Consider the following 252-nt stretch of genomic DNA (forward strand, 5'->3'; position numbering starts at 1 on the left):
GGCCCGTTGCCACTACGCCGGCTGAGGCCATGAGCAATCCGATCAGCATGGCCCCGGAGTCCCCCATGAAGATTTTGGCCGGATACCAATTGTGGGGAAGGAACCCGAGGCAGCTACCCACCAGAATGGCCATGAGGAGGGTGGCCAGATCTGAATTGTCCGTGGATGGATTGTTCCGGTGCACCCAGTAGGCCGTCAGGAAGAAGGCACCTCCGCCGATGGTGGCCACCCCCGCCGCTAACCCATCAAGGC

Annotated in this window: 1 pseudogene; it reads right to left on the reverse strand. The window is 61.9% G+C overall.

Features of this window, described 5'->3' with window-relative positions:
• A pseudogene (locus SB764_RS42845) lies at positions 1 to 252 on the reverse strand (undecaprenyl-phosphate alpha-N-acetylglucosaminyl 1-phosphate transferase); the annotation flags it as partial.

Origin of the sequence: Paraburkholderia sp. SIMBA_027, from assembly GCF_046535315.1 — a bacterium.
In the GTDB taxonomy this organism is placed as follows: Bacteria; Pseudomonadota; Gammaproteobacteria; order Burkholderiales; family Burkholderiaceae; genus Paraburkholderia; species Paraburkholderia tropica.